21 protein-coding genes are annotated in these 25,047 nt (G+C 63.5%); 2 read left to right on the top strand and 19 right to left on the bottom strand.

The window, feature by feature from the left end; genetic code table 11:
• A partial coding sequence (locus AC1RU4_RS20500) for a GCG_CRPN prefix-to-repeats domain-containing protein (protein ID WP_492892988.1) occupies positions 1 to 231 on the bottom strand: 231 nt, incomplete at its 3' end.
• Between the two features lie 415 nt (positions 232 to 646).
• Here AC1RU4_RS20500 and bamA point away from each other — a divergent pair.
• Positions 647 to 3,019 (top strand): outer membrane protein assembly factor BamA, encoded by a 2,373-nt coding sequence (gene bamA / locus AC1RU4_RS20495; RefSeq protein ID WP_492892987.1) that lies wholly within the window; start codon positions 647 to 649, stop codon positions 3,017 to 3,019.
• 57 nt (positions 3,020 to 3,076) lie between these two features.
• Here the strand turns inward: bamA and AC1RU4_RS20490 are convergent, their stop codons facing one another.
• Together AC1RU4_RS20490 and AC1RU4_RS20485 are read right to left on the bottom strand one after the other, a co-directional pair.
• Positions 3,077 to 4,333, bottom strand: coding sequence for an ATP-binding protein (locus tag AC1RU4_RS20490; RefSeq protein ID WP_492892986.1), 1,257 nt, complete (start codon positions 4,331 to 4,333; stop codon positions 3,077 to 3,079).
• Positions 4,330 to 5,094 (bottom strand): response regulator, encoded by a 765-nt coding sequence (locus AC1RU4_RS20485; RefSeq protein WP_492892985.1) that lies wholly within the window; start codon positions 5,092 to 5,094, stop codon positions 4,330 to 4,332. Before AC1RU4_RS20485 ends, AC1RU4_RS20490 begins: the two co-directional genes overlap by 4 nt.
• Before the next feature lie 208 nt (positions 5,095 to 5,302).
• Between AC1RU4_RS20485 and AC1RU4_RS20480 the strand changes: the two genes are divergently transcribed.
• Complete coding sequence (locus AC1RU4_RS20480) at positions 5,303 to 5,935, top strand: hypothetical protein (RefSeq protein ID WP_492892984.1); 633 nt, start codon at positions 5,303 to 5,305, stop codon at positions 5,933 to 5,935.
• A 303-nt stretch (positions 5,936 to 6,238) separates the two neighbouring features.
• Here AC1RU4_RS20480 and AC1RU4_RS20475 read toward each other — a convergent pair whose 3' ends face one another.
• From AC1RU4_RS20475 to AC1RU4_RS20400, 16 genes are all read right to left on the bottom strand, one after another.
• On the bottom strand, positions 6,239 to 7,645 hold the full coding sequence (locus tag AC1RU4_RS20475) for a TolC family outer membrane protein (RefSeq protein WP_492892983.1): 1,407 nt from the start codon (positions 7,643 to 7,645) through the stop codon (positions 6,239 to 6,241).
• Between the two features lie 1,444 nt (positions 7,646 to 9,089).
• Positions 9,090 to 9,443: a cytochrome C oxidase subunit IV family protein gene (locus tag AC1RU4_RS20470; protein ID WP_492892982.1), complete on the bottom strand. Its 354-nt coding sequence runs from the start codon at positions 9,441 to 9,443 to the stop codon at positions 9,090 to 9,092.
• 5 nt (positions 9,444 to 9,448) lie between these two features.
• A complete protein-coding gene (locus AC1RU4_RS20465; protein WP_492892981.1) occupies positions 9,449 to 10,171 on the bottom strand; it encodes a heme-copper oxidase subunit III family protein in 723 nt (240 codons plus the stop codon).
• Between the two features lie 15 nt (positions 10,172 to 10,186).
• Positions 10,187 to 10,891: a cytochrome c oxidase subunit 3 gene (locus AC1RU4_RS20460; RefSeq protein ID WP_492892980.1), complete on the bottom strand. Its 705-nt coding sequence runs from the start codon at positions 10,889 to 10,891 to the stop codon at positions 10,187 to 10,189.
• Positions 10,888 to 12,660, bottom strand: coding sequence for a cytochrome c oxidase subunit I (locus AC1RU4_RS20455; protein ID WP_492892979.1), 1,773 nt, complete (start codon positions 12,658 to 12,660; stop codon positions 10,888 to 10,890). Before AC1RU4_RS20455 ends, AC1RU4_RS20460 begins: the two co-directional genes overlap by 4 nt.
• 59 nt (positions 12,661 to 12,719) lie before the next feature.
• A complete protein-coding gene (locus tag AC1RU4_RS20450; protein WP_492892978.1) occupies positions 12,720 to 13,526 on the bottom strand; it encodes a cytochrome c oxidase subunit II in 807 nt (268 codons plus the stop codon).
• Positions 13,527 to 13,585: 59 nt separating this feature from the next.
• Positions 13,586 to 14,335, bottom strand: coding sequence for a DUF2189 domain-containing protein (locus AC1RU4_RS20445; protein ID WP_492892977.1), 750 nt, complete (start codon positions 14,333 to 14,335; stop codon positions 13,586 to 13,588).
• Positions 14,336 to 14,755: 420 nt separating this feature from the next.
• On the bottom strand, positions 14,756 to 16,294 hold the full coding sequence (locus AC1RU4_RS20440; protein WP_492892976.1) for an ATP-binding protein: 1,539 nt from the start codon (positions 16,292 to 16,294) through the stop codon (positions 14,756 to 14,758).
• Positions 16,291 to 17,010, bottom strand: coding sequence for a response regulator (locus AC1RU4_RS20435; protein ID WP_492892975.1), 720 nt, complete (start codon positions 17,008 to 17,010; stop codon positions 16,291 to 16,293). The genes AC1RU4_RS20440 and AC1RU4_RS20435 overlap by 4 nt, the downstream gene beginning before the upstream one ends.
• 180 nt (positions 17,011 to 17,190) lie before the next feature.
• The gene (locus AC1RU4_RS20430; RefSeq protein ID WP_492892974.1) at positions 17,191 to 17,448 is read right to left on the bottom strand and encodes a hypothetical protein; all 258 of its coding nucleotides are present in this window, start codon (positions 17,446 to 17,448) and stop codon (positions 17,191 to 17,193) included.
• Positions 17,449 to 17,753: 305 nt separating this feature from the next.
• Entirely contained in the window at positions 17,754 to 18,026 is a 273-nt protein-coding gene (locus AC1RU4_RS20425; RefSeq protein ID WP_492892973.1) for a hypothetical protein, read from the bottom strand.
• A gap of 52 nt (positions 18,027 to 18,078) precedes the next feature.
• Positions 18,079 to 21,234, bottom strand: a complete 3,156-nt coding sequence (locus AC1RU4_RS20420; protein ID WP_492892972.1) for an efflux RND transporter permease subunit — start codon at positions 21,232 to 21,234, stop codon at positions 18,079 to 18,081.
• A 10-nt stretch (positions 21,235 to 21,244) separates the two neighbouring features.
• Positions 21,245 to 22,459 (bottom strand): efflux RND transporter periplasmic adaptor subunit, encoded by a 1,215-nt coding sequence (locus AC1RU4_RS20415; RefSeq protein WP_492892971.1) that lies wholly within the window; start codon positions 22,457 to 22,459, stop codon positions 21,245 to 21,247.
• 193 nt (positions 22,460 to 22,652) lie between these two features.
• Positions 22,653 to 22,868 (bottom strand): hypothetical protein, encoded by a 216-nt coding sequence (locus tag AC1RU4_RS20410; RefSeq protein ID WP_492892970.1) that lies wholly within the window; start codon positions 22,866 to 22,868, stop codon positions 22,653 to 22,655.
• A 314-nt stretch (positions 22,869 to 23,182) separates the two neighbouring features.
• Positions 23,183 to 24,607, bottom strand: a complete 1,425-nt coding sequence (locus AC1RU4_RS20405) for an aldehyde dehydrogenase family protein (RefSeq protein ID WP_492892995.1) — start codon at positions 24,605 to 24,607, stop codon at positions 23,183 to 23,185.
• Between the two features lie 36 nt (positions 24,608 to 24,643).
• The gene (locus AC1RU4_RS20400; RefSeq protein WP_492892994.1) at positions 24,644 to 24,997 is read right to left on the bottom strand and encodes a RidA family protein; all 354 of its coding nucleotides are present in this window, start codon (positions 24,995 to 24,997) and stop codon (positions 24,644 to 24,646) included.
• Between the last annotated feature and the right edge of the window lie 50 nt (positions 24,998 to 25,047).

Here is a 25,047-nt window from a genome sequence, read left to right as displayed (position 1 = left end):
GGGTGTATCGCGGCAGCCGCCCCACGGCCCGCGCCAGAAGCCGGGGCCGCAGCCCTGCGCGACCGGCGTCACAAGCGCGTTGGGGGTAGGCAGGGCCGGCGACACCGGCGCGGCCGCGACCGGCAGAGCGAGGGAGCCGGAGGCGACGGCAGCCAGAACGGCATAGGTAAATCCGGCACGGGCACGGCGGGCCGGCGCGGAACCGGCAACGGTATGTAAATGAGGCGTCATCGGTTGCTCCATCGGGGCAAATCATGCAGCGTCATGCATGCATGCCGGACCAGCCAGAACAATGCCCTTGAAGAGGAAATACCTTATTCTCTGCCAATATTTACATACCGTACACATTCGGAAACAATAAGAAATACTATGAAACTCGACATTATTCGTTCAAATACCTAAATGTTGACCGTGGCGTTCCTATCGTCACATCGCGCGACTGAATTCGGGGTCGAGCGCTCTGCGTGGCGCAACGCTCACTCTGCTCGACCCCATCATTTCCGATAACATGTATATCGAGATGTGCATGTTTGATCATGTAAAGTGTAGCTAGCTGATGTTCACGTATCGAGTTTCTGCATTTTCAATGTGGTTGATAAACGTGATCGCTTTGACTTTGAATAAAATAGGTATTATTTTGGCCGTCATGGCCATTGTCGCTGTCTGGGACGCCACTTCAAGGCAATTGAATGCTGGCAATGCGGCTGTTCAGTCGACGCCTCTGATCATCGTCGAAGGCAACCGCCGGGTCGACGCCGAAACCATCCGCACCTATTTTGGTGCGCCGCCGCTGACGCCGGCCAAGATCGACGAGGGCCTGAAGGCGCTGTACGCCACCGGGTTGTTTTCCGACGTGCGCATTTCCAATCGCGGCGGCCGCCTGGTGGTGATCGTGGCCGAGAACGAGGTGATCAACAAGGTCGCCTTCGAGGGCAACAAGAAGGTCAAGGACGAGCAGCTCGCCGGCGAGGTGCAGTCCAAGGCGCGCGCGCCGTTCTCCAGGACCACGGTGCAGGCCGACACCCAGCGCATCATCGAGGTGTATCACCGCGCCGGCCGCTACGACGTGCGCGTGGAGCCCAAGACCATCGACCGCGGCCAGGGCCGCGTCGACCTGGTGTTCGAGATCACCGAGGGCGAGAAGCTCGGCATCGCCGAGATCAAGTTCGTCGGCAACAAGGCGTTCTCCGACTGGAAGCTCAAGGACGAGCTGACCACCACCGAGACCAACTGGCTGTCCTGGCTGAAGAATACCGACGTCTACGACGTCGACCGCATCAATTCCGACCAGGAGCTGCTGCGCCGCTTCTACCTGAAGAACGGCTATGCCGATTTCCGCATCGTGTCGGTGACCGCCGACCTCGACCGCAAGAAGAACGGCTTCGTCCTCACCTATGTGTTCGAGGAGGGGCCGCAATATCGCGTCGGTTCGGTCGACGTCGTGTCCAACATCAAGGATGTCGACCCCAGCCGCATCCGCTCCGCCCTGCGCGTCGCCAAGGGGCAGGTCTACAATGCCGAGCTGGTGGAGAAGTCGGTCGAGAACGCCACCATCGAAGTCGCCAAGAGCGGCTATGCCTTCGCGCAGGTGAAGCCGCGCGGCGACCGCAACGCCGAGGCGCGCACCATCTCGCTGGTCTTCGCGGTGGAAGAGGGGCCGCGCGTCTATATCGAGCGCATCGAGGTGCGCGGCAACACCCGCACGCGCGACTGGGTGATCCGCCGCGAGTTCGACCTCGCCGAGGGCGACGCCTATAACCGGGTGCTGGTGGATCGCGCCGAGCGCCGTCTGCGCAATCTCGGCTTCTTCAAGGACGTGAAGATCACCAACGAGCCGGGCTCGGCGCCCGACCGCGTGATCCTGGTGGTGCAGGTCGACGATCAGCCCACCGGCGAGTTCTCGGTGTCGGGCGGTTATTCGACCGACGACGGGTTCATCGGTGAAGTGGCGATCTCGGAGAAGAACTTCCTCGGTCGTGGCCAGTATGTCCGCCTTGCCGGTTCGCTCGGCGATAGCACCCAGGGCGTCGATTTCAACTTCACCGAGCCGTATTTCCTCGACTACCGCGTCTCGACGGGCTTCGACCTGTCCTGGCGCGAGACCGAGGCCACCAGCTCCAGCCCGTACGATACGCGGTCCGCCGGCGGCACGCTGCGCGTCGGCCTGCCGCTCACCGACGAGCTGACGCTCGGCCTGCGCTATACGCTGTCGCAGAAGGAGATCTCGATCGACGAGGACACTATTGAAGAATACGGCACGCCATCATGGGCTCTTCTTGAGATAAATAATCAAGCATATATCACTTCGGCAATTGGATATACGTTGAGTTACAACGTGTTGGATAACAATATGAATCCAACGAACGGTTATCTCCTGGAGTTCAAGCAGGACTTCGCCGGGCTCGGCGGTGATGTGAACTACATCCGCTCCACCTTCGATTCGCGCTGGTACATGCCGGTGTATGGCGACCTCGTGTTTATGCTGCGCGGGCAGGCGGGCAACGTCACCTCCTGGGGTGGCGAGGACCTGCGCATCCTCGACAATTTCTTCAAGGGCCCGGACCTGGTGCGCGGCTTCGAATCGAACGGCATCGGCCCGCGCGACCTTGCCTCCGGCCTCGACGGTTCTGACCCGGACGCGCTCGGCGGCACGCTCTATTGGGGAGCCTCGGCGGAGCTGCAGTTCCCGCTCTCCTTCCTGCCGAAGGAGGTGGGAATGACAGCCGCGCTGTTCGCCGATGCCGGCTCGCTGTGGGGATATGAAGGTGGCACGACGTTCGAGAATGTCTCCGGCTGGCAGGACAATCTCGTCGACTGCAGCGCCATTGAAGGCTCCAAGACCAAAGGCTATGCCAATGCCTGCGTCGCCGACAGCGACTCGGTCCGCTCCTCGGTCGGCGTCAGCCTGATCTGGAAGTCACCCTTCGGCCCGCTGCGCTTCGACTATGCCTGGGTGCTGACCAAGGAGGATTACGACCAGACGCAGTCGTTCCGCTTCAGCGGCGGCACGAAGTTCTGACGCGTTTCGGATGAAGATTGCCGCGTCGGTCGCCTCATTGGCGGCGACGATGTCCCGTCAGCCGGCGACGGGAAACGACAGATGCTGGACCAAGCCACCATCCGGACGATTCTGCAGCGTAAGCCGCCCCCCATTGCCGATGGCGATCTCTCGCGCGATGGCAAGACCAAGCCCGGCGCCGGGCACCGCAGCTCCACGCGCCGGATCGACGCGGAAGAACGGTTCGAATACCTGGCTCATCAACTCTTCGGGAATCCCCGGTCCTCGGTCGAAGATGGTGATCAGAGCTTCTCCTTCGGCAGAAGAGAGGGCGACATGCGCGCCTCCCCCATGCGTTGCTGCATTGATCGCCAGATTGCGGATGGCCCGTCGCAGGGAGAGCGGCCGGGCCTGGACACATACCTGCACGGTTGAATCGAGGCTGATCGCCAACCCGACCTCCCTGAGCTCGTCGACGACCTCGCGCACCAGCGCGTCGAGCTGTATCGGGCTGTGCGTTGAGCCCTCCACCTCCTCGCGCACCAGCTGAATCGCGCTGTCCGCGATGCGGTCGAGTTCGTTGAGGTCCGCGATCCACGTGTCGCGGTCTTCCTCGGGCAGAAATTCGGCGCGCAATCGCATACGCGTCATCGGCGTGCGCAGGTCGTGTCCCGCCGCGGCAACCAGGCGAATGCGACTCTCCATTGCCTGCTTCAGTCGCGAGGCGAGCAGATTGATCGCTCGGGCGGCAGCGCGGACCTCCTCAGGGCCGTTTTCCGCCAGTGGCAATATCTCGCCACCGGGGCCAATGGTGGCAACGGTACGCTCGAGAAGAGCCAGCGGTTCCGTGAGACGACGCACGGCGATCAGCATCACCAGCGTCGTGCCCATCAGCATGGCGAGCACCCAGCCGAACAGCGCCCAATGCTGGTTCCGAGGTTCCGGCGGCACCGTCAACGGCAACCACAGCCAGCGTCCGTCTGCCAGTCGACCGGCGATCATCGGCCATGACGTGTTGGGAGGCTTATATACCGCGATCCTCTCGGACCGCCCCTTGGCCGCCAGCGCCGCGTTTATTCCATGTGTCGGTCCGTCCAGCAGATCTCCCAACGGTTGCTGCTCATGCACCCCCATGACGCGGCCGGAAGTCGACAACGGCACGTCGCCATGCGCGACCAGGTCGGCGACCAGGGCCCACTGAGACGCGAGCGCATCCTCGATTTCATTGAAACGCGGCGGCGACAGCAACAAGAATGACAGCGTAGTCGCAACGACGGCCACGAGCAGGATGGCCGCAACCAGCAATATCGTGAGCTTGGTGCGCAGCCTGTTCAAGGTATGTCCATAGATCTAGCAGACGCAGTCCGCGCCTCGACCGGCACCGAGAGCTGGTACCCTCCGTTTCTCAACGTCTTCAGGATGCGGAAACTTCCGGCGTCGCCGAGCTTGCGCCGCAGCCTGCTGACAAGCACATCGATTGATCGATCGAACGGCGAAGCGTTGCGGCCCTGGGTAATATCGAGCAATTGGTCCCGGGATAGCATTCGACCCGGACGCTCAAGAAAGGCCACAAGAAGATCGAATTCGGCGCCCGTCAGCTGAATGTCGCTGCCTTCCGCGTCAGCCAACTCCCGGGTGCTGGGTTTGGCGGTAAAGCCGGCGAAGCAGTAAACCGGGCCGCCGCCGTCGATGGATTGCGGCTGGGGATCCACGACGACCGGGCGCGAGGTCGTTCGCCGCAACACTGCCCGGACGCGGGCGAGAAGTTCGCGCGGATTGAATGGCTTCCCGAGATAGTCGTCTGCACCGATCTCGAGACCGATGATGCGATCCACGTCCTCTTTCAGTGCCGTGAGAAGGATGATCGGGACCTGCGAACGGGCTCGTAAATTCCGGCAGAGATCGAGGCCGGGTATATCCGGCAACATGAGATCCAGCACCACGAGGTCGATCTGTTGCGACGCGATGGCCTCGTCGGCGTGCCGCCCGTCCTGCGCCAGCGACACGCGGAATCCCTGTCCCTGCAGATAGCGGCCGAGCAGCGTCCGAATGGCGTGGTCGTCGTCGACGACGAGGATGTGCGGGGACGTCTCCAAATCTCGCCTCCAGACCGAATGGATACATGTCTCTGGGAAAATTGTGGCGCAATTTCAACGTGATATAGGCAATTGACGGTAGCGGAGGTGGATCCGGCAATGCTTGGACACAACAAAACGGTCACCGTTTACGCTCGGAAACATTCGGACCTTCGGGGGCAAAACGGAGATGCCAGACTGCACCCATTCAAAGGCCTATGAGGATTGGATGCTTCCACATCTGTCGACACGATTTGCCGCCCTGGCACTTTGCACCGCTGTCGTCCCGCCAGGCCCGGCGATTGCGGAGATCGCAGTGGTTTCCAACACGATAGCGCATTGCATCGATGCCCCAGACCCTTTCCCACCGCCGGAATTGCCATTGCCTGCTCGGATGGGCGAATTCGAGGTTCCTCCCATTCCACCCGTGGGACCGCCATTCGGCCTTGCCGTCTATCTCTCGGCATTGGAAACCTATATCGGCATTACGGCTCCCCAGCTTGACGCTTGGCGCGGCTATACCAATGCCTTCCAGGCGATAATGGCTCCGCCCGACCTGTCGCAGAGCCTTGGGCCGCTTCCGCGCATGGCTCCCCCCGGCGGGCGTTCGCCTCATGGCGATGCGCTGTTGCCCGGCGAGGATCTGGCGCACCGATTGACCGATAAAGGCGAAGCGGCACGCCGGCTGATGGTCGCCATCGATGGATTGCGTAGCCAATTGACCCCTGAACAATTTGATCGGCTGAGGGAGACTGGACGGGTATTCGCCCCTTTGGCTCGCCCCGCTCCCGACGTCGATCGAATGCCTCCGTTCGAGAACTGTCCGGAGGCAAAGGGAGCCGCCTGCACGTCTAACCCCTGACGGGCTTCCGGCAGCGGCGGACGCTCGCACAGCGAGTGTCCGCCGCAAGCTTTTGACCGGACACCCCCCACATAGGTTCCCGGCTAGACTATGAGCCTCCTGCCCAGCACGGCATGTGCGTGCGGGAGGCTTTCGACGTGTCTTGGCATGATCCACGCCGCGGCAAGCAACAGCCGATATTCGAGTGGAAGACGTTCGAGGACGAGCAGGCGTGAGCCACCGGACCTCACCCACCGCCCCGGCGACCGGCCGCGCCTCCATGCCGTCGGTCATGCACTCGGCATATCATCTCGACGATCGCAGCTACTGCCCACCGGGGGTGCGCACGCCGATCCAGGCGTCACGCACCTGCTCGTAGTGGGTTTTCGGATTGTAGGTCGCAACCTTGAGCGCCAGCTTGGTGGCGTTGAGTTCGCCAACCGCGGACAGCAGCGCGTAGGAGGCGACCACCCTGTCGCGCTGAGCGGTGACGAGACTGGAGCGGGCGTCGAACAACGACGTTTGTGCATTCAGCACGTCGAGCGTTGTGCGCTGGCCGACGCGCCATTCCTCGCGCACGCCGCGCAATGCAATCTCATTGGCGGTGACCGAGGCTTGCGCTGACTCGATGGCATCCCTGGCGGCCTGCAGCGCGCCCCAATACTGCACGACATTGGCGCGCACTTCGACGCGGTTCACGTCGACCTCGATGCGCGATTGGCTCAACAACTCCTTGCTCTCGCGGATGTTGGAGAATTCCGAGCCACCTTGATAGATCGGTACGGAGAGGTTGAGAGTGGCGGCAGCGCTGGTTCCGCGCTCGATAGGGTCGCCATCGTCGTAATAATTATATTGCGAGGCGGCTTCGCCGTTGAGCGTGAGGGTTGGAGAGAGCGCGGCTTCCGAGACCTTCACATTTGCCTGGCCCTGATCCACGGCATGCTGGGCGGCGAGGATGGCGGGATGTCGCGACAGGCCGAGCGCCACCGCCGCGTCGACAGTCTTGGGCAGCAGCGGATCGATCGGCCGGCCCGGGCTCAGTTTATTTGCCTTCAGCCCCGTGACTCTCAGGAACACGGCATTGGCGGTATTCAGGTCGGCAACGGCCTGCGCCAGCGTACTCTGTGCATTGGCAACGCTGGCTTCCGCCTGGGCGACATCGGTACGTGTGATCTCTCCGACCGAGAAGCGGTCACGTGCTGCACGCAGCTCTTCTTGAAAGGCCGCGAGGTTTTGCTTGCGCAGATCGACCAGAGCAGAATTCTGCAGCACGTTCATATAGGCGGTCGCGGCATCGAGCAGCACCGTCTGTTCAGTGTTGCGCAGCAGTTCACGCTGGCCTTTCACCTGCGATTCGGCGGCGCGAACCGAATTGGCCGTTTTCAGCCCGTTGTAAACGGTCTGACTGATGGTGATGCCAATGCTCGACGGGTCGGTCTTGTAGCGGGTGGTCGCCGAGCCCAGTCCGACATCGTAGCGCGACTCCACCCATTGCGTGCCGATGGAGGCGCTGCCGGAGATTTGGGGGCGATAGCCGCTCAGGGCGATCGGTACATATTCGTCGGTGGCGCGGGTGGCCGCGCGTTGTGAATTCAGGGACGGATTCGCGTTGTAGGCCGAGACCAAAGCTTGATCGAGTGTCTGCGATCGTGCGGCGGATGTAGAAGCGGCACAACCGAGAAAGAGAAGTGCCGCGAAAAAACGCTTCGATGCCCTATGGTTAGGATTCATCGCTGCCCTCTGTTCAAAAGTCAGGGCCAGACGCGCCAATCCGCAGGGGTGGGATGGCGGTCTGGCCCCCGCCGGAACGGAGCCGTCACTCCATCCGGTTTCCGATAGTTCAGAACACTATCAACGAATTATGAAACTTCATAGTACTGTATTTGTGGCAGAGTAGTGCCGCTTGAGTTTCGCAATGCTGAGTGAAGGCGCGATTGAATTGAGCAAGACTTTTCAGTTGGGATAGATGCCCAATTGCGGTGCTAGATAGCCGCCGCCATCGCGTAGCCTCCCAACCAGACCAGAGATGGCGGCGAAGTCGGATAGCCGTGCCGGCCAGCTACGTCGTCGCGACCTGCGCGTCGCAGGCTATTTGTGCATCGCGCTCACATTTGCCCAAGAAGCTGGTGCGCGCGGCCCCGGAGAGTTACTTGGAATCGCGGTAGCGAGAGCGATGCGCCCGGCGGGGGTGATGGCGTACGTATATTGCGCGCCCTGAATATTGGCGAGATGAACCAGTCTGCGCCGCTGAAGCGCGTCGAGTGTCCCTCTGCACATCGGCCCATATAAGGCACCCGAGTTTGCCGTTCCCCTCAGCATCAGGACGGTTAGTGGCACCAATTCTATCGTGCGAAGTGCAGCCAGCATCGGCGGTGTCAGTTCTTCACTTATTTTTCGCCTCTTTCTCACCTGAATATGCCTTCTTCGCCTCTTCCTAACCTAAATGCGCCGCCTCAATCACTTGATATAAATTCCACGCGCCATACCTGTTTCATGTGCAAGTACGTAGGAGCCGCCACCCCGGCGCCGGAGGCGGGCTCGCGTCCGTCGGCCCGATCGCCCGTCATGGACGGTTCGTCCGCCATTGCCGGCACGAGCGGCGGTGACCGCAATCCCTTGCAGCTGCGGTGCGGCCGGACACATTGCGCGGTGATTGCTCAGTGCCCGGCCGAGGCCTGATGTGTTGTGCGACCATCAAGCCGAACGGAGCCTACCGCACCGCCGCTGCGGACGGTGTTACGAGTTGTTTCGCTGTGTTTCTCTGGGTATCCCAACGCTGGCTACCCCTGCCGCGGATGCATTCGGCAGGTCCTTGTGGACCGACAGAATTGAAAGGTCGCGCCCTGTCGCCGCCGGCGCTGCCCGACTCAAGGCCGAGGTGCCAGAGCTGCGGGCAAAGGGGGGCAGGGCAGGCGATCCGGCTGTTGTTCGACGAGGATGTGGTGCCGGGTACATTGCAGACGGCCAAGCTGTCGCGCTGGGGAGCACGGCGACTGTTCGAGGGCCTTGAGGCGCGGGAAGGGAAGCCTGTAATTGAGGGCACCTTCAGATCACGAGAATCATTGCTGCGCCGGCCGGCGCCGGCGCATTCTCGATCGGCCCGATGCCGATGGTGCTGATCGGTAAACGGAAAGACGCGTTCAAGAAAAATCGGCGTGCGCCGGCGTGCGAACAGCTATTGAGGTGTGAAGGTGGGGGCGGCCAATTCGCCGAGAAAATACATGCGATTCAAAAGCGTGTAGTCCGCTTCGAAGGTCATGATGATGACGAAAACCAAGACGGCCCCGATGGGAAGAAGTATGGCGTAAATCAAGGCGAGCCTTTCCAGGGCCATGTGCATGAATATTGCGACAATTAAACCCGCCTTCAGAACCATGAAAATGAGTATGAGGGAATATCTCATATATCCCTGAAGATTGAAATAATCGACCAGGTATGAAAAGGTACTAAGGACGAAAAGGCCAATCCAAACGGAGAGGTACAGCCAAATGGGAAGCTGAACGTGGGTTTGTGTCGCGGTGCGTGCCATTTTAATCACCACAGGTAGAAAAGAGCAAAGATGAAGACCCATACCAGATCGACGAAGTGCCAATACAGCCCCATGATTTCGACGGACTCGTAATTCCCCTTGCGGCTTGTGAAAAAGCCTCGGGTACTATTGTCATAGTCTCCGCGAAGAGCCTTCCGCGCTACGATCAGCAGGAAGATCACGCCGAAGGTGACATGCGTGCCGTGGAAGCCGGTGATCAGGAAGAAGGCCGAGCCGAATTGCGCGGCGCCCCACGGGTTTTCCCATGGCCTGACGCCTTCCCCTATCAGCTTGCTCCATTCGAAGGCCTGCATGCCGACGAAAGCCGCGCCCAATGCTGCCGTTACCAGCATGAGCATGGCGGTGGGCCGGCGTGCGCGCCGGTAGGCGAAATTCACCGCCATCGCCATGGTGCCGCTGCTGCTGATCAGCACAAAGGTCATGATGGCGATAAGCAGCAGGGGAAAGGTGTGGCCCGCAATCTCCAGCGCGAACACTTCGCTCGGATTGGGCCACGGCACGGTGGTCGAGATGCGGGCCGTCATGTAGGCGATCAGGAAGCAACTGAAGACGAAGGTGTCGCTGAGAAGGAAGATCCACATCATGGCCTTCCCCCAGGAGACGTCCTTGAACACCCGCTGGTCGGAGGAAAGGTCGGCGGCGATGCTCTGCAGGCCGCTGTAGCGAGAAAGCATCTGCGGCGTGTCGGCCGGACTGGTCTCTGCCATCGCTCCCTCCATCTTTCAGTTCAGCACCTGGCGACATATGGCCAGAAAGTCGCCCGCCCAACCCGCGAGAAGCGCCAGCAGAACCAGCCAGACGAAAAGCAGGAAATGCCAGTAGGTTGCGCAGAGCTCCACGCTCAGGCGCATTTCGCCGGCGTCCCGGGCTCGTCGAGCCCGGAGCATGGTTCGCCCCAAAGCGGCGAGGCCGCCAGCCACATGCAGGCCATGCAATCCGGTGATCAGGTAGAAGAACGAGTTTGCCGGATTGGCGGCGAGGGAATAACCGGCGTCGCTCAACTCTCGCCAGACCGCAAGCTGACCGACGAGGAAGGCAATGGTGAAGACACCTGCCGCCAGAAGCCCGCGGCGAATGCCCACAATGTCCTCGCGGCGGGCCCTGGCCTTGCTCCATTCGAGCGTGACGCTCGCCATCAGGAGCAGGCCGGTATTGAGCCACAGCAGTCGCGGTACCGGCAGAGGCCACCAGTCGCTCGCTTGCAGCCGCATCGAATAGGCGCTGATGGCGAGCGCGAACAGCGAACTGACGACAGCGATGAAGATGCCCAGCCCGATTTTCGCCGCCGGCAAGGGTGGAAAACGCGCCGTGGACGGATCGTCGATCACGCCCTGTTCGAGCCATGGCTTCGACATCAGATGTTGGGACGACATCCACCAGGCGACGATCAGGGCAGTGACGGCGAGGAAGACCACCATGGCTGTCATGATGCGATCTCCGGTGTCGCCTTGCTCGGTGTCGGCTGGTTCTGGGGGATGAAGTCTTCCGGCGCTCCCGGTACGCTGTAATCATAAGCCCAGCGATAGACCACGGGCAGATCCTTGCCCCAGTTGCCGTGGGGTGGGGGCGTTTGCGGCGTCTGCCATTCGAGCGTGGTGGCGCGCCAGGGATTGCCGCCGGCGGTGCGGCCCCTCGACAGACTCCAGACCAGGTTGAACACGAATAGGAGCTGGGCCGCGCCGACCAGAAGGGCCGTCAGCGTGATGAAGATGTTCAGGTCATGGGCGGAGGGAGGATAGACGGCCGCTTCGCCCATCTCGTAATAGCGCCGGGGAACACCCATCAACCCCAGATAATGCATGGGGAAGAAGATCGCATAAGCACCGAGAAACGTGATCCAGAAATGGATATGACCCATCGGTACGTTCAGCAGGCGCCCCGTGACCTTCGGGTACCAATGATGGATTGCGCCGAAGATCACCAGTATCGGCGCCACCCCCATCACCATGTGGAAATGGGCGACGACGAACATGGTGTCGGACAGCGGCACGTCGACCACCACATTGCCGAGAAAAAGACCCGTGAGCCCGCCATTCACGAAGGTGACGATGAAGGCCAGCGCGAACAGCATCGGCAGGGTCAGGTGGATGTCGCCGCGCCATAGCGTCAGCACCCAATTATAGACCTTGATAGCGGTCGGCACGGCGATGATGAGGGTGGTGGTGGCGAAGAAGAATCCGAAATAGGGATTCATCCCGCTCACATACATATGGTGCGCCCACACCACGAAACTGAGCGCGCCGATGCCGATGATCGCCCATACCATCATCCGGTATCCGAAGATGTTGCGCCGCGCGTGGACACTGATCAGGTCCGAGACGATGCCGAAGGCGGGCAGGGCGACGATATAGACTTCGGGGTGGCCGAAAAACCAGAACAGATGCTGGAACAATATGGGGCTGCCACCACCATAGGGCAGGCGTGTGCCCTGCTCGACGATGGCGGGCATGAAGAAGCTGGTGCCCAGCAGGCGGTCGAACAGCATCATCACCGCACCGACGAACAGAGCGGGGAAGGCCAGCAGCGCCATCACGCTCGCCGTGAAGATGCCCCATACGGTGAGCGGCATGCGCATCAGCGTCATGCCGCGCGCACGACCCTGCAGGACGGTGACGACATAGTTCAGCCCGCCCATGGTGAAGCCGATGATGAAGATCATCAGCGAGACCAGCATGAGCAGGATGCCCCACGCCAGCCCGGGCGTGCCGGAGGTGATGGCTTGCGGGGGGTAGAGCGTCCAGCCGGCCCCGGTTGGCCCGCCCGGTGTGAGAAAGCTCGCGAACAGTACCAGCACGGCGAGGAAGTAGAGCCAGAAGCTGAGCATGTTGGCGTAAGGGAACACCATGTCCCGGGCGCCGAGCATCAAGGGAATGAGGTAATTGCCGAAGCCGCCGAGAAACAGCGCCGTAAGCACGTAAACCACCATCATCATGCCGTGCATGGTGATCAACTGGTAATAGGCATCCGCGTCGATGAAGGAGAGAAGGCCGGGAAACGCCAGTTGCAGCCGCATCAGCCATGAGAGCGACAATGCGACCAGCCCGATGGCGAGCGCGGTCGTCGAATATTGGAGGGCGATGACCTTGGCGTCCTGGCTGAAGACGTATTTCGTCACCCAGGATCTCGGATGATAGAGCTCGACATCCTCGACCTCGGCCGGAGGGGCGATGTCTGCGCCAAACGGAACCTCTACCATCGCAACGGCCCTTCTGCTGTTTGCCTTCGCTCGCGCCTAACCGGTTGCGGTGCGTTCCCTCAGTTTCTTGTGTCGGATTGTTGCGCGACCATGTGTGTCTGCTGGTTGTCTAGCCATGCCTGGAAATCTGCCGCTTCCTCGATCACGACGGATCCGCGCATATAGGGATGCCCGGTGCCGCAGAGCTCCGCGCAGAGAATGTCGAATGTGCCGGTGCGTGTGGGGGTGAACCAGAAATAGCTGCTCGAGCCTGGCAGGATGTCCATCTTGGCCCGGAATTCGGGGACGTAGAAATCGTGCACGACATCGGTAGAGCGCAGAAGGACCTTCACCGGTTTGCCTATCGGCAGATGCAGCTCCGCGCCCTGGATGACGACGTCATCCTTGCTGTTCGGATCGCTTGGGCTCAGGCCCAGCGGGTTCTCGTCGGTGATGTCGTCGATGGAAGACAGGCCGAGCCGGCCGTCCTTGCCGGGCAGCCGGAAGCTCCATTGCCATTGCTGGGCAATGATCTCGATCGTCGAGGCATCGTCCGGGACGGTGATGAAATGCTTCCAGACGAACAGGCCGGGCGCCAGCATCGCCGCGACCCCGATCGCGGTGACGAGGGTGAGCCAACCTTCGAGCTTGCGGCTCTCCGGCTCGAAGGTTGCCCGGTGTCCTTCCCTATGACGAAACCGGAAGATGCAATAAGCCATGAAAAGAAGGACAGCTACAAAGACAGTTCCGGTTATCCAGAAAGTTATGATGATCGTATCGTCTATGTAGCTCCAATTGGAGGCGATAGGTGTCCACCACCATGGGCTTATGAGGTGGAACAGAACCGATCCTACTGCCAGAATGATGAGAACAAGAACGATATACATCGCATCGATACCTTATCACATCTTTCAGGCAGCGAATATTTTCGAATCTGGTTCCTGTATCATTCTTGAATGAATGGCCCCGGCGGTGGCAGTACGACCTTGCGGTACAGGTGCCAGGTGGCATGACCGAGCACCGGCATGACCACGACGAGCCCGATCAGCAGCGGCAGGGCACCCAGCACCAATCCGCCGGAGACGATCAATCCCCAGGCAAGCATGGGAACCGGGTTGAGCATGAAAGCACGCACCGAGGTGCGGACCGCGGCGGAAACCCCCACGCGTCGGTCGAGCAGCAAGGGGAATGACACCGCGCTGATGGCCAGCACGACCAGCGCGAAGACGAACCCGGTGGCGACGCCGTAGACGATCAGTTCAAGGCCGCCTCGCGTGGTGAACACGTCACGCGCGAAAGACGGTATCGAACTTGGCAGTGAGGGGCCGAGGGTCGTGTTGTAGATGAGCAGCGCCGTCAGCAGCCAGAGCACGAAAATGCCGGCAAGCAGCAGGCTGAGTTCGACAATCGCGGCAATGGAGGGCGAGCTGAGCACCCCGAATGCATCGACCCATGACACCGGCTTGCCCTGCTCGCGGCGGCGGCTCATCTCATAGAGCCCAACCGCGGCGGCGGGACCGATGAGCGCGAAGCCGGACACAAGAGGGAAGAGCAATGGCAGCATGCCGCTGCCCAATGTTGCGTTCGCTATTACCGCCCCGGCCAGAGGGTAGATCAGGCAGATGAACAGCACATCGGTGCGATAAGCCGCGAAGTCACCGAAGCCTGCGACAAGCACATCCCGGAGGTCGGCCAATTTTATCCGACGAACCTGCAGTGGAGGCAATCCCGTCTCGTCAGCCGCATGACGAAAAGCATACCTCACCGATCTGACGCTACTGGCTGTTTGCCTGAGCTGTACCACACCCCATTCGACAGGATTTCTAATCGTCATCGCCAATTCTCCCGAAGCGGTAGCCCGAGAAGTCATGGTCGCGAGAGCATCGTGCCTCTAAGACGTCGATCACGAATGCACGCGATCAGATCGACGAAATGATACGCTTGCTTTTAACAGGTGTCAGCTTTCTTCTGTTTTCGGTCATTTTCTTTCGAGTGGCTGCATCTGCCGATCTGCCGGACATGGAGGCGCTTGTGGATGCCGGCCTCCCCAGCAAGGACAGGCTGCGCGCGGCGGTGGCGGGCCTCGGCCCCGCGTCGATACCGCGGAGAGCGCAGGTCAAACGGCGGGAGAGTTCTTTCTTATGGAAGCTGTGGCCGCCAGTCCCGGACCGAAGCCCGGCCGGCCCGTCGTCGCCCCGCTCCGCCCGTCGCCCGCCGCCATTGTCGGAACGGCGTAAGGCAGGCTGATGATGGCCCGCAGGCCGCGCCCGGTGTTCGTCAAGGTCACATCGCCACCGTGATGGCGCACCAGGTTGCGTGCGATCGACAGGCCGAGACCGAAGCCGCCGGTCTCGGGGTTGCGTGAGCTTTCCAGCCGGAAGAACGGCGCGAACACCCGCTCCAGGGTGTCGGCGGGAATACCTGGTCCATCGTCCTCCACCACGATCTCGATCGCGTTCGGCCGCGAGACGACGGAAACGCGCGCGCGCTCGCCGTAGCGCACCGCATTCTCGACGAGATTGCGGATGGCACGCTTGAGGGCATCGGCGCGGCAGCGATAGCCGATCTTCGGCGCTTCGGTGAATGCCACCTCGTGGCCGAGTTCCACGAGATCGTCGCACAAGCTCTCGACCAGTGCCGTAAGATCGACATTGCGCGTCGGCTCCGTGGTGGCCTGGTCGCGGGAGAAGGCAAGCGTCGCCTCCGTCATGGCGCGCAGTTCGTCGAGGGTCGACAGCATCTTTTCGCGCGTTTCGTCGTCGGATACGAACTCCGCGCGCAGCCGCAGCGTGGTGATCGGCGTGCGCAGGTCGTGGCCGATCGCCGCAAGCATGCGCGTGCGGTCCTCGACGAAGCGCTGCAGGCGCGCCTGCATCAGGTTGAATGCCACCGCGGCCTGGCGGATGTCGTCCGGCCCCCTCTCCGGCAGCGGCTCGACGCTCTCCCCCCGTCCCAGGGCTTCCGCCGCCACCGCCAGCCGTCGCATCGGGCGGGTCATCCAGCGGGCGATGAAGGCGGCGCTGATCGACAGCACCAGCGCTGTGACGCCCAGCGACAGCAGCGACTGAGAGGTCCAGATGCTGTTGACGATCTTCTTGCCGAAAGCGCTGCACAGCCAGGAGCCGTCCTGGAGCCGCACCGTCAGGCCCATGCCGTTGGCATCGTCGAGAGGGAGGAATTTCGCCGGCCGCGACAACGGCCAGGCATAGGCGGGCATCTCCACCCAGGAGAGCCGGTCGAGCGCCTGCGCGTGGGCGGCGCCCGCCTCGACCGCCGGCATCGCCTCGCCGGCCGTCACCCTCCCGCTGCCGGGAGCGGCGAGGTTCGCCACGGTCGGCAGCGGCTCGGCCAGCCGGCTCTTGGCATCCTCCCGCCACGCCGCCGCATCGGCCGGGAAGGCGGGAGTGACCCAGAAGCGGGTATAGCTGGTGCCGCTGGCGCGCAAGATGTCCGCCCGCAGCGCCGGGGGCGTGGATTCGAGCAACTGGGCGACCGATGCCGAGCGGCTCAGGAACTCGGACTTCGCGGCCTTGTTGAGCGCCTGGCCACGCTCGTCCATGGAAAGCAGGAAGCTCACCCCCTGCGAGAAGGCAAGCGCGAGCAGCATGATCGCAACAAACCGCGCAGTAAGGCTGCGGCTCCACAGGCTTGTCATCGCGACATCACCTCGGCCGAGAAACTGTAGCCGCCACCCCAATGGGTTTTGATCAGCGCCGGCGACTTCGGGTCGATCTCGATCTTCTTGCGCAGCCTGCTCACGCGGTTGTCGATCGCGCGGTCGAAGGGTTCGGCGTTGCGCCCGACGGTCAGGTCGAGGAGCTGATCGCGGCTCAGGACAAGCCCGGCATGGTCCAGGAAGACGCTCAGCAGTCGGAATTCGGCGGTGCTGAGCGGAACGGCCAGTCCGTCCTGGTCGATGAGTTCGCGGCGCCCGACATGGAGCAGCCAGCGGTCGAAACGCACCTCCTTCGCCTGGATCTGTCCCCGCTGGGGAGGAAGGCTTTGCACCCGGCGCAGCACTGCCTTGATGCGGGCCAGCAGCTCACGTGGATTGAAGGGCTTGGTGAGATAGTCGTCGGCGCCCAGTTCAAGGCCGACGATGCGGTCGGTCTCTTCCGCCATCGCCGTCAGCATGATCACCGGCAGATTGGTGGCTTCGCGCAGGTGGCGACAGAGGGAGAGGCCATCCTCGCCGGGCATCATGATGTCGAGGACGACAAGGTCGATGGCGCTGCGTTCGATCAGGCGACGCAAAGCCGCCGCGTTCTCGGCAAGGGTCACGCGGTAGTCGTGCTTCTGCAGGTACTTGCCGACGAGGTCGCGTATGTCGCGATTATCGTCGACGACGGCAATGTGCGGTGTCGCTTCCATGAGCTGGCCCTTTGCCGTTCCCAATATAGGGAGAATCTCCAGCTCGATCGAAAAATTTGTCGCAGAGTGTCGCCGGCACTTGGAGCGCGATGGATTGCGACAATTCTGCCCGATGTCCGCCGCAGCTCTCCGCATCGCAATATCTGCGGACGCCGCTGACGGCGCCCGCAGATATTGACGTCAGCGATCGCCGCGGGCGTTCCGCTCGATCGTGCGTGCGATGTAGGGTTCCACGCCGATGGTCGAGGGCATCCCGACGTGGCGATGTTCCTTCGCGGGAGGAACATTGATCGCGCCGCGCCGCGCCTGGCTCGCGCTGCGGAGCGCCTCGGCAAACCCAGCGGCATCGCTGGGATCGCGAGGCTCGGCACGGGCCGGTGTCATGGCGGCTCCGGTGAGCGCCGCCATCATGAGGACAAGAGAAAACGTCGTACGCATTTGCCATTCCTTTCGGTTATCCACGTGAAGTACAGATCTCCACGAAGACAACGTGTTGGTGGTGATAGGCGAGGTGCTTATCGCCCGATGACAAATGTATTTTTCGTCTGTCGCGTCATTATACCTTATTGTCGGTATAATGTACCGTAAACGGTCGATATTGTACCTTAAGTGTGACCCGATACATTTGCAGGCCGTCCTCCGGCGATCGGGCTGCCGGCGCCGGATCGTCCCTGGTGCATGAGGAGACAGCGGGTCGTCATCCGCGACCACGTCGTCTCCCGGTCATGAGCCCGCAAGCCGGTTCAACTCGGTTTCAGCAGGATGATGGGCTGGTCGCTGCGGCAATACAGCCGGGAGCGAAGCCTCCAGTCGTCGCGCTCTTCTTCTTCATGGAAATCCGCTTCATCGGCCTGCGCGTCGGGCATCTGCACCCGATAGGCGTATTCGACGCGATCGGTGCTCGTCGCGCCGTCGCCGCCGAAGGCGAACAGGCCAGCAAGCACAATGGCGAACAGCAGGTACCCCGCGCCGACATCGCGCCAAGCGAGCATGAAATCCCTGGGATCATACGACATGTGAACCTCCGTTCCGGATGAGGTGACGGTCAGGGCGACTGACCCGACCGCCTCAGGCGTGTTCCTGTGTCAGCCGGCCTGCACGGGATTGCCGTGGCAGCGTGCGGCAGATCACATAGAAGGCCGGCGTGAAGAGAAGCCCGAACAGCGTGACGCCCAACATGCCGGAAAAGACCGTCACCCCGAGCGCCTGCCGCAGTTCCGCTCCCGCGCCCGTGGCGAGGACCAGCGGCACCACGCCAAGGATGAAGGCGAGCGAGGTCATGAGGATCGGCCGCAGCCGCACCCGCGCCGCGTCCACGGCGGCCTCCGCCGGGCTCGCGCCCTCCTCCTCGCGCTGGCGGGCGAACTCGACGACCAGGATGGCGTTCTTGGCCGCGAGCCCGATCAGCACCACGAAGCCGATCTGCGCCAGTATGTTCACGTTCATGGCCGCGACGAGCAGGCCGCTCACCGCCGCGAGCAGGCACATTGGCACGATGAGCATGACAGAAAGCGGCAGCATCCAGCTCTCGTACTGCGCCGCCAGCAGCAGGAAGACGAAGACGATGGACGCCGCGAAGACGATCAGCCCGGAATTGCCTGCGAGCCGTTCCTGCAGCGCGAGCTCGGTCCATTCGAAGCCGTAACCCTCGGGGAGGACCTGTGCGGCGATCTCCTCCATGCGGTCGAGTGCGTTGCCGGTCGAGGCGCCCGGCGCGGCCGCGCCCTGCACCTCGCCGGCCGCCGCGAGGTTGTAGCGCGGCACGCGGTAGGGGCCGGTGCGCTCCTCGAAGGTCGCCACCGCGCTCAGCGGCACCATGGCGCCCGAGTCGCTGCGGGTCCGGAAGCCGGCGATGACGGCGGGATCCTGCCGGAAGGCGCCGTCCGCCTGCGCCCGCACCTGGAAGGTGCGGCCGAGGAAGTTGAAGTCGTTGACATAGGAGGAGCCGAGATAGACCTCCAGCGTCTCGAAGACGCGGCTCGCCGGCACGCCCAGCATCTCCGCCTTCACCCGGTCGATGTCGGCATAGAGCTTCGGGGTGGCGGTGTTGAACGGAGTGAAGACGCGCATCAGTTCGGGATGGCGGGCGGCTTCCGCCACCACGGCGCGCAGCGCGGCCTCCAGCTCGGCCGGGGTGCCGCCGCCGCGATCCTGCACCATCATCTTGAAGCCGCCGGCATTGCCCATGCCGCGCACCGAGGGCGGCTTGATCGGGATCAGCCGGGCCTCGGAGAGGTCGGCGGTCCGGCGCGGCATCGCCGCCATGATGGCATCGACGCCGAGATCGCGCGCCGCCCGCTCGGCGAAGGGATCGAGGATCACGAAGGCGACCCCGCCGGCGGAGTTGCTGGTGAAGGTGGCGCCGTCGATGCCGGCAATGGCGACGACATGGGCGACGCCGTCCATCTCCATCAGCCGGTTCGACAGCTGGGTCATGACGGCCTCGGTGCGCGGCAGCGCCGAACCGGGCGGCAACTGCACCGAGGTGATGAAATAGCCCTGGTCCATCTCGGGGATGAAGCCGCGCGGCGCGCGTTCGAGTTGCCAGGCGGTTAGGGCGAGCAGCCCGGCATAGGGAAGCAAGGTGAAGGCGCCGAGCCGCAGCACCCACCGGGTCATGCCGGCATAGCCGCGCGCGAGCCGGTCGAAGCCGGCATTGAAGATGGCAAAGCCGTGCTCCAGCCAGCCGAGCGGGCCGCGCCGAGGGGCATGCGGCTGGTGCGGCTTGAGGAGCAGCGCCCCGAGGGCCGGGCTGAGGGTGAGCGAGACGAAGGCTGAGATGATGGTCGAGGCGGCGATGGTGACGGCGAACTGGCGGAAGAACTGGCCGGAAATGCCCGGGATCAGCGCGGCGGGGATGAACACCGCCGACAGCACTAGAGCGATGGCGACCAGCGCGCCGGAGATCTCGTCCATCGAGCGATGCGCCGCGTCGCGCGGCGACAGGCCGGCCCGCAGATGCCGCTCGATGTTCTCTACCACCACGATGGCGTCGTCGACCACGATGCCGATGGCCAGCACCAGGCCGAGCAGCGACAGGTTGTTGAGCGAATAGCCGAGCGCCGCCATCACCGCGAAAGTGCCGACCAGCGAGATCGGAATGGCGAGGATCGGGATGATCGCGGCGCGCCAGCTCTGCAGGAACAGGATGACGACCACGACGACGAGCACGATGGCCTCGGCGAGGGTCTTGTAGACCTCGTCGACCGACTCGGCGATGAACAGCGTCGGGTTGAAGGGGATGTCATAGGCGAGGCCGGCCGGCAGACGCTCGCCGAGCCGCTGCATCTCCTCGGCGACCCGCTCGGAGGTCTCCAGCGCGTTGGAGCCCGGCTGCTGGAACACCTGGATCGGCTGCGACGGGCGGCCGTCGAAATTGGCGCCGGCGCGATAGCTCTGCGCGGTCAGTTCGACGCGGGCGATGTCGCGCACCCGGATGACGCGGCCATCCGCGTCGGTGCGCACGATGATGTCCTCGAACTGCGCCGGATCGGAGAGACGTCCCAATGTCTCGACATTGAGCTGGAAGGCGCCGCTCGTGGGCACCGGCGGCTGGTTCATCACCCCGGCGGCGACCTGCACGTTCTGCGCCCTGAGCGCCGCCACTACTTCGCCGGCGGTGAGGTTGCGCGCGGCGACGCGGTCGGGATCGAGCCAGACCACCATGGCGTAGTCGCGCGAGGCCGGCATGCGCACGTCGCCGACGCCGGGTACGCGCAAGAGCGCGTCGCGAATCTGCAGGGTGGCGTAGTTGGCGAGATAGAGCTGGTCGCGCGAATTGTCCGGCGAGAACAGCTGCACCACCATCAATATGTCCGGCGACGACTTGCGCACGGTGACGCCGAGGCGGCGCACGTCCTCCGGCAGGCGCGGCTCGGCGACGGCGACGCGGTTCTGCACCAGCACCTGTGCCTCGTCGATATCGGTGCCGAGCGTGAAGGTGACGGTGATGGTGAGCTGGCCGTCGCCGGTCGCCTGCGAGGACATGTAGAGCATGTTCTCGACGCCGTTGATCTCCTGTTCGATCGGCGTGGCGACCGTATTGCTGACCACTTCCGCGGAAGCGCCGGGATATTGCGCGTTCACCACCACGGTCGGCGGCGCGATCTCGGGATATTGCGCCAGCGGCAGGGTGAAATAGCCGGCGAGGCCGACCAGCACGACGAGGATCGACATCACCGTCGCGAAGATCGGCCGGTCGATGCAGAAATGGGCGAGGCGCATCGGGCGTCCCTCAGTTGACGGGAAGGGGAGCGAGCGCGGCGGCGCGCGGCTCGGCATCGGCGGCCTGCGCCGTCACCTTCTGTCCGGGGCGAACGCGCAGGAGGCCGCTGACGACGACACGGTCGTCCGGGGCAATGCCCCCGCGCACGATGCGCAGCCCGTCCGCCTCGCGCGGGCCGAGCTGCACCTTGGCGGAACTGACCGTGCCGTCCGGCGCCACGGTGAGCACCATTCGGCCGGCCTGATCGGTCAGCAGCGCGGTCTCCGGCACCAGCATCGCTGGGTAGGAGCCGGAGAAAGGCAGGCGCACCCGGCCGAACTGGCCGGGAACGATGTCGCTTCCGGCATTGGAGATCACCGCCCGCGCCCGGATGGTGCCGGCGCCGGCTTCGAGCCGGTTGTCGACGAAATCGATCGTCCCCTTGTGGGGCCAGTCGCGATCCGCCTGTCCGCGCGCCTCGACCGGGATCTGCCGGCCATAGAGCAGCGGCAATGCGCCGCTCGCTGCGGCTTGCCGATAGGCCAGCAGGTCCTGTTCGCTCATGTCGAACACGAAATAGAGCGGGTCGAGCGCCACCAGCGTCGTCAGTATCGAGCCATCCGTCACCAGGGCGCCGAGGTCCAGCCGGCGGTTGGAGATGCGCCCCGCGAAGGGGGCGCGCACCTGCGTGAAGCCGAGGTCGATCTCGGCGCGGGAGACGGCGGCCTCCGCCAGCGCCCGCGCGGCGTCGGCGGCCTTCTTCTGCTGGCGCCGCTGGTCGAGCGTCGCCTGCGAGACGGAGCTGGTGCTGACGAGCTGTTCGGCGCGGTTCAGCTCCAGATCGGCAAGCTCGACCTGTGCCGCAGCGCTGGCGAGCTGGGCGCGCGCCTCGTCGAGTGCCGCGCGATAGAGACGGGGGTCGATGGTGAAGAGCAACTGCCCCTGCTCGACCAGCGTACCGTCCTCGACATCGATCGAGGCGAGATGACCCGCTACACGTCCACGGATCTCCACTCCGGCGCTGGGTTCGAAGCGGCCGGCGAACTCCCGCCATTCGACGATCTCGCGCGTGACCGGGCGGGCCACCATGACGGTCGGGAGTGTCGGCGGCAGGCTCTGCGGAGCCGTCTGCGCATAGGCGTCGAATGGCAGGGCACCGAGGCCGCTCCATATGACGCCGGCGGCCACGAGGGCGGCGGAAACGGAAAGTCCTGCGCCGATCATGAGTTTGCCGTGACGAGACATCAGGTGTTTTTCCATCTTGGCGGTAGCCTGCGGAGTCGCGGGGGTCCGCTGCGGCACGCACAGGTTGACGCGGTGAAGGACGAACGAGGCCGGCCCCCAAGCCGCAAGGGCGATGGAGTGCTTCGTTGCCGGCCCTGTTGCCGCAGGCGTCGCTTATTGGGAGAGAGCTCGAAGCATGCCGGGCCGGACCGGGCTAATCGCGGCCCAGCGCTTCCAGTTCGACAATGCAGAGCCGCGGCGATGCCGGCCCGGCGGCCGCGGCAGTTGGCATGGAGCTGCAGCCGGCGGCCGCGGCCGGCGCCGATACCGGCAATGACCGGATCGTGGGATCGCGCCGATGCTGACCGGCATCAGGCGCCGCCAGGGCGACCGCACCGACCGTCACGGCGAGAGTGATGGGATTGCACATGGCTGCCCTCGGTTGAACCGTGAGGCACATTAGGGGGCAATTGTCGCAGATTTTCCGCGGCGCAGCATGAGTTTTGTCGTCAGCTGTCGCCAACCGCGGTGAGCATACGTCTTGATACAATCGTGGAATGCTTGTCCTCGGCGTATCGCAAGGAGCCGCCGGGAGCATGCTTGGAAAGTCAGCTGCTACAAGCGCGTTGTTGACGGATTCCGGATCGCCCTCGCAAAGGCAAGGATGCTGGTGGCGCGTGGAATTTGGCCATGGCGCCCGTTCCGCACGCTTCCGATCATATCCTGCGGCAACGTGCTGCCCGGTCACGCATGGCCAAAGATCGACTTCACCTCGATATAGCTCTCGACTCCGTAGCGGCCCCATTCAGAACCGTTGCCTGAAGCCTTGTAGCCCCCGAACGGTGCGGCAAAGTCGGAGAAGGCGTCATTGATATGCACCATGCCGGCCCTCAACTGCCGGGCGACATGGCGTGCGCGCTGCGGGTCCGCGGAGGAAACGTAGCTGGACAAGCCGTAGGGCGTGTCGTTGGCAATAGCGATGGCGTCCTCGTCGCTCTCATAGGTGATGATGCAGAGCACGGGACCGAAGATTTCCTCCCGAGCAATGCACATCGCATTGTCGACGTCGCTGAAAATGGTCGGCTTGACATAGAAGCCCGTCGCGAGGTGCTCCGGCCTGCCCACGCCGCCGCAAAGGAGTTTCGCCCCTTCCGCAAGTCCGGCCTCGATGAAGGCCTGCACGCGCTGGAACTGGGTCGCGCTGACGACCGGCCCCATGAAGCTGTTTTCGTGGTGCGGCGAGCCCACCGCAAGCGATCCGGCCTCGGCCCGCGCCAAGGCTTCGACCTCGGCAAGCCGGCTGCGGGGTACGAGGAGCCGCGTCGGCGCATTGCAGCTCTGGCCACTGTTGAGGAAGCAGGCCCGCACGGCCGCCGGGACGCTCTTGGCGAAGTCCGCGTCGTCGAGAAGAAGATTGGGGGACTTTCCGCCGAGTTCCTGATGAACGCGCTTGGCGCTGTCCGCTGCGGCCTTCGCCACCAGCGCCCCGGCACGGTTAGAGCCGGTGAAGGAGATCATGTCGATATCCGGGTGGCGCGACAGCGCGGCCCCGACGACCGTTCCGGTGCCGTTGACGAGATTGAAGACGCCGGCAGGTACGCCGGCCTCGTCCAGGATTTCGGCGAAGAGCAAGGCCGAGAGCGGCGCGAACTCGCTGGGTTTCAGCACCATCGTGCAGCCGGCCGCGAGTGCCGGCGCAACCTTGCAGCCGATCTGGTTCATCGGCCAGTTCCAGGGCGTGATGAGGGCGCAGACGCCGATCGGCTCCCGGGTGACCAGGGTTTTCCCGATCATCTCATCGCGATCGTGACGGCGCAGGACGTCTGCCGCCTCGAGTATGTGTCCGAGACCGGCGGGCGCCTGCGCCTTGGTCGCCAGTCGGATCGGCGCCCCCATTTCCTGCGAGATGGCCTCTGCCATCTCGCCCATGCGCCGGCGATAGATCTCCGCGATCCGTTCGAGCAGCCGGATTCGTTCTGCGACATCCGTCACGGCAAAAGCCGGAAAGGCCTCACGCGCGGCGGCGACGGCTCGATCCACGTCGGCCTCGCTGCCGAGGGTGATCTCTCCAATCGGCGCTTCGCTCGCCGGATCGACCAGCGATATGGCGGCCGTGGAGCTTGGTTCGACCCAGGCGCCGTCGATATAGAACCGATCGAGCCGAGATATGACGGTCTGTTGCCTCGCATGTGCCACGGCGGTTGCTCAGCGTGCCGCCACGATGATGATCTCGACGCCAAGCGTCGGACGGTTCAGCTTCGCCTCGTAGCACGCGCGGGCGGGCGTGCTGCCCTGAGGCGCCCAGGCATCCCACACCGAATTCATTTCATCGAAGTCCTTCATGTCGGCGAGCAGGATGGTCGCTTGAAGGATGCGCTCCTTGGAACTGCCGACCGAGGCGAGGTGCGCGTCGATATTGGCGAGGATTTCCTCCGTCTGCTCCCGGATGGAGGCGCCGGCCTTCGCCTTGGCGATCTGCCCGGCGAGATAGACGGTCTCGCCGCCGAAGACATTGACCTGCGACATGCGCGGGCCGGTTCCGAGACGCTCGATCGGCATGCTGGCGCTCATGGGCGACCTTCCAATTTTATAGGGGACGAGAGAAAGGG

Source organism: Ancylobacter sp. GW821-FHT10E12 (assembly GCF_058809335.1).
The sequence above is the reverse complement of the archived record's forward strand: the minus strand, read 5'-3'. Positions and strand labels throughout refer to the sequence as shown.